2 protein-coding genes are annotated in these 5352 nt (G+C 74.7%); both read right to left on the bottom strand.

Translation table 11 applies throughout. The annotated features are described in order from the left end of the window. Positions 1-4673 (bottom strand): non-ribosomal peptide synthetase (locus AC0B61_RS36875; RefSeq protein ID WP_471746869.1); only part of this gene is annotated, 4673 nt, incomplete at its 3' end. Between the two features lies 1 nt (position 4674). Continuing rightward, the coding region (locus AC0B61_RS36870; RefSeq protein WP_471746867.1) for a phosphopantetheine-binding protein at positions 4675-5352 on the bottom strand (678 nt) is incomplete at its 5' end.

The following is a 5352-nucleotide window of genomic DNA, read 5'->3' as shown; positions in this document are numbered from 1 at the left end:
ACCTCCGCCACCAACACGGCAGGCACCTCAACAGCCGTATCGTTCCACTCGCTCAGCACCCGCCGCCGCTCCCCGACGTCCAACACCTCCACCGCGTCGAGCGGAAGCTCCGCGCCTCCGGCCAGGGCGGCCTCCAGTGCCGGCACCAAGTGCTCGATCGCCGTGCCCAGCAGCCGGCCGACGGCCCGCGGGTCGGCCGGGGCCATCGCGTCCACGCTGAGCGCGAGCGTCCGTCCGTCGTCGTCGACGGCCACGGTGAGCGGGTAGTTGTTCCGCTCGCGGGCGAAGACCATCCGGATGCCGTCGCCGCCCTCCTCCGAGGCCGGCGTCTGCGGGGCGTCCGGCAGCCGGGTGTTGTGCCGGTAGTTGAAGATCGACGTGAACAGCGGCGCGTGGCCCTCGATCCCACTGGCCTGCTGGGCGACGGCGAGCGGCGCGTGCTCGTGCGCCAGCAGCTCCGCCAGCTGGCCGCGCAGCTGCGCGACGGCCGTCAGCACGCCGGTCCCGTCGACGCGCACGCGCACCGGCAGGGTGTTGACGAACAGGCCCGCTACCCGGTCGGAGCCGGCGCCGGCGTTCATCCGCCCGAACAGGACCGTCCCGAAGACCACGTCGTCCTGCCCCGACAGGGCTGCCAGCACCCGCGCCCACGCCAGGTGGCAGAGCGTCGCCGGGCTCACGCCGAGCGCGCGGGACACCTCGCGGACCCGGGCCGACAGCTCCTCGCCCAGCGGGGTGCCGGCCTGCGCCGTCTCCGCGCCGTCGCCGAGGACGTCCGCCAGGCCGTACGGGGCGGTGGTCTCGGTGACGTCGCCGAGCAGCCCGGCGAAGTACTGCTCGTGCTCCTCGCGCGAGGTGCCGAGGCGGGCCTGCGCCACGAAGTCGCGGAACGGCAGCGGCTCGGGCAGCTGGCCGCCGCGGCCGGCCAGGAAGGCCCGCACCTCGGCGAGCAGGACCTCGAAGCCGGTGTGGTCCATCACCAGGTGGTGCAGCCGGACGAGGGCCAGCCAGCCGGGGCCGCCGGGCTCGGCGGCGAGGCGCACGTCGATCAGCGGTGCCCGCTCCAGGTCCATGGCGGCTGCGCCGGCGGCGAGCAGCTGCTCGACCGGATCCGGCCCGTCCGCGTCCAGCGTGATCTCGTCCACCGGCAGGGTCGCCCGGCGCCAAACCACCTGGACCGGCTCCGGCAGCCGTTCCCAGACGATGCCGGTGCGGTAGATGTCGTTGCGGTCCACGACCTGTTGCAGGGCGGTGAGGAAGCCGTCGAGCAGCTCGCGCGAGGCGAAGCGGACGACCCTCGGCGTGACGTAGACGTCGGGCCGGCCCTCGGCCGCCATCAGGTGGTGGAAGAGCAGTCCTTCCTGGAGCGGCGCGAGCGGGTAGACGTCGGCCAGGTTCGCGGCGCCGCCGTCCACGGTGGCGACGATCCGCTCGACCTCCTCCGCCGACAGGTCGACCAGCGGCAGCATGTCCGGGGTGACGGCCTGCGCGCCCTCGGGGATCAGGTTGGCGGGTGCCGTGACGGCCTCGGTGCCGCCCGCCGCCGCGAGCCCGGCCGGGGTGGGGGTGCGGAAGAACGTCCGCACCGACACCGTCACGCCGCGTGTGCGGAGCCACTCCACCAGACGCACAGCGAGCAGCGAGTGCCCGCCGAGCGCGAAGAAGTCGTCGTCCACACCGACGCCTTCCAGCCCGAGGACCTCGGCGAAGCCGGCGCAGAGCACCTCCTCGCGCACGGTGGACGGGCCGCGCCCGCCCGCGGCGGCCGCGTGGTCGGGGGCGGGCAGCGCCCGCCGGTCCAGCTTGCCGTTGACCGTCACCGGCAGCACGTCGAGCAGGACGACGGCGGCGGGCACCAGGTGCCCGGGCAGCCGCTGCGCCGCGAACACCCGCACGTCGGAGGGGAGAAGAGCGTCACCGGAAGGCACGACGTAGGCGACCAGGCGCTTGTCGCCGGGCACGTCCTCGCGGGCCACGACTGCGGCCTGCGCGACCCCGGGGTGGTCCGCGACGACGGCCTGCACCTCGGCCGGCTCGATCCGGAAGCCCCGGATCTTGACCTGCTCGTCCGCCCGGCCCAGGTATTCCAGCACACCGTCCGTCGTCCACCGGGCCAGGTCGCCGGTACGGTACAGCCGGCTTCCGGCCGCGCCGAACGGCGAGGCCACGAACCGCTCCGCCGTCAGGCCGGGCCGCCCGATGTAGCCGCGGGCCAGCTGCACGCCGGCGATGTACAGCTCGCCGCCGACCCCGGCCGGCACCGGGTGCAGGGCCTCGTCCAGCACGTACATGCGGGTGTTGAACACCGGGGTGCCGATCGGCACCGAGGCCGCGCCCCGGTCCCGGTCCCGCTCGCAGCTCCAGGCGGTGACGTCCACCGACGCCTCCGTCGGCCCGTACAGGTTGTGCAGCTCGGCGTCGGCGAAGACCTCGAAGAAGCGGTCGCGCAGCTCGGCGGGCAGTGCCTCGCCGCTGCAGACGACCCGCCGCAGCTCCCGGCAGCCGGCCGCGGACGGCTCGCGCAGGAACGCCTCCAGCATCGACGGCACGAAGTGCGCCGTGCTCACCCGCTCCTCACGCAGCAGCTCGGCGAGGTACTGCGGGTCGCGGTGGCCGCCCGGGCGGGCCAGCACCAGCGTCGCGCCCTCCAGCAGCGGCCAGAAGAACTCCCAGACCGACACGTCGAAGCCGAACGGCGTCTTCTGCACGACCCGCTCGCCCGGCCGCAGCCCGTACCGGGCCTGCATCCAGGCCAGCCGGTTGACGATGCCCTCGTGCGGCACCGCCACGCCCTTGGGGCGGCCGGTCGAGCCGGAGGTGTAGATGACGTACGCCGGGTGCGTGGGCAGCGGGCCGGCGGCGGGGGCGCTGTCGGCCGGGCCGGACAGCCGGGCGAGCGTGCCGGGCTCGTCGAGCACCAGCACGTCCGCGGTCCCCTCGGGCAGGCGCGGCGCGCAGGCCTGCGAGGTCAGCACGGCGGCCGCGCCGGCGTCGGCCAGGAGAAATCCGATCCGCTCGGCCGGGTGGTCGGGGTCGACGGGCAGATAGGCGCCGCCGGCCTTGACCACGGCGAGCAGGGCGACGACCAGGTCGATGCCGCGCTCCAGGCAGACCGCGACCACCGACTCCGGTCCCACGCCCTGGCCGGCCAGGTGGCAGGCGAGGCGGTCGGCGCGGGCGTCCAGCTCCGCATAGGTCAGCTCGGCGCCCTCGAAGACCACCGCGACCCCGTCCGGGGTCCGGGCGGCCTGCGCCGCGAACAGCTCCGGCAGGGTGGCCGGCGCGACCTCTGCGGCGGTGTCGTTCCACTCGGTGAGGACGCGGCGCCGCTCCTCGGCGTCCAGCACGTCCATCGCGCTCAGCCGCACCGACGGGCGGGCCGCCAGCTCGGCGAGGACCTGCTGCCAGCGGCCGGCGATCCGCTCCACCGAGGCCCGCTCGAAGAGGTCCGCCGAGCCGATCAGGACCCCGCCGATGCCGGCCGGGCGCCCGTGGGCGTCGAACCGCTCGGCGAGGTTCAGCTCCAGGTCGAACTTGGCCATCAGCCCGTCGGCCGAGCCCAGCCCCTCGACCCGCAGGCTGGGCAGGGAGAGCTCGGCCCGGGCCTGGTTCTGGACGGTGAGCATCACTTGGAAGAGCGGGTGACGGACCAGCGAGCGGGACGGCGCGAGCTCCTCGACGAGGCGCTCGAACGGCACGTCCTGGTGCTCCAGGGCGGCCAGGGACGTCTCGCGCAGCCGGGCCAGGACCTCGCCGAAGGTCGGGTCACCGGACAGGTCGGCCCGCTGGACCAGGGTGTTGACGAAGAATCCGACCAGGTCGTCCAGCGCCTCGTCGGTGCGGCCCGCGTTGGCCGCGCCGATCGGGATGTCGGTGCCCGCGCCGAGCTTGGAGAGCAGCACGGCCAGCGCCGCCTGTACCACCATGAAGAGCGTCGCGCCCTGCGCACGGGCCAGGGTCAGCAGCTCGGCGTGCAGGCCGGCGGGCAGCTCCAGGGGCACGCTGTGCCCCCGGTTTCCGGCGACGGCCGGGCGGACGCGGTCGGCCGGCAGCGCCAGCTCCTCCGGGATGTCCGCCAACGCCTTGCGCCAGTAGGTCAGTTGCTGGGCGAGCACGCTGCCCGGGTCGTCCTCCGACCCCAGCACCTCGCGCTGCCAGAGCGCGTAGTCCGCGTACTGCACCGGCAGCGGCTCCCACTGCGGCCGGCCGCCGGCGAGCCGGGCGGTGTACGCCACCGACAGGTCGCGCGCCAGCGGCGCGATCGACCAGCCGTCGGAGGCGATGTGGTGCATCACCACGACCAGCACGTGCTCGCCCGGGCCGGTGGTGAACAGCGTGGCCCGGATGGGGACTTCGCTGGCGAGGTCGAAGGCGTGGCCGGTCGCCCCGGCCACCGCGGCGGCCAGGGCGTCGGCCGCCACCTCGACGGTCAGGAGGGCGAAGCCGGCCTCCGCGACCGGCAGGACCCGCTGGTACGGCTCGCCGTCGGCGACGGCGAAGACCGTGCGCAGCACCTCGTGCCGCTCCACCACATCCAGCAGCGCCGTGCCCAGGGCATCGACGTCGAGCTCACCGGAGAGCCGCAGCACCACCGGGACGTTGTAGGTCGAGCTGGGGCCGTCCAACTGCCCCAGGAACCACAACCGGCGTTGCGCGAACGACAACGGCACCATCTCAGGACCCCTCCTGCCGACGCATCGGCCGTAGTGCCGGCCGGGCTGCCTTCTCCGTGCCGGGCTCGGCACTCGCGAGCTCGGCCGCGAACCGGGCCGGCGTCGGCGCTCGGAACAGCGTGCGCACCGAGACCTCGACGCCCAGCACCGTACGCACCCGGCTGGCCAGGCGGACGGCGAGCAGGGAGTGCCCGCCGAGCGCGAAGAAGTCGTCGTCGACGCCGACGTGCGCCAGCCCGAGGACATCGGCGAACGCGGCGCAGAGCACCTTCTCCTGCTCGGTCTCCGGCTCCCGGCCCACGCCGGCGGTGGCCGCGTAGTCGGGGGCCGGCAGGGCCTTGCGGTCGAGCTTGCCGTTGACGGTCAGCGGCAGCACCTCGAGCACCACCAGGGCGGCGGGCACCATGTACTCCGGAAGACGCCGGGCCACGAACTCCCGCACCTCACCGGCAACGATCTCCGCACCCTCCGCCGCAACGGCATACGCCACCAGCCGCTTGTCACCCGGCGTGTCCTCACGCACCACCACCGCCGCCTGGCCCACCGACGGGTGCCCCACGACAGCCGTCTCGACCTCACCCGGCTCGATGCGGAAACCACGGACCTTGACCTGCTCGTCCGCCCGCCCCAGGTACTCCAGCAACCCCTCCGCCGTCCACCGCGCCAGGTCACCCGTGCG

The organism is Kitasatospora sp. NPDC023385 (assembly GCF_055664045.1).
Note: the sequence above shows the minus strand (reverse complement) of the source record. Positions and strands in the feature narration are given on the sequence as shown.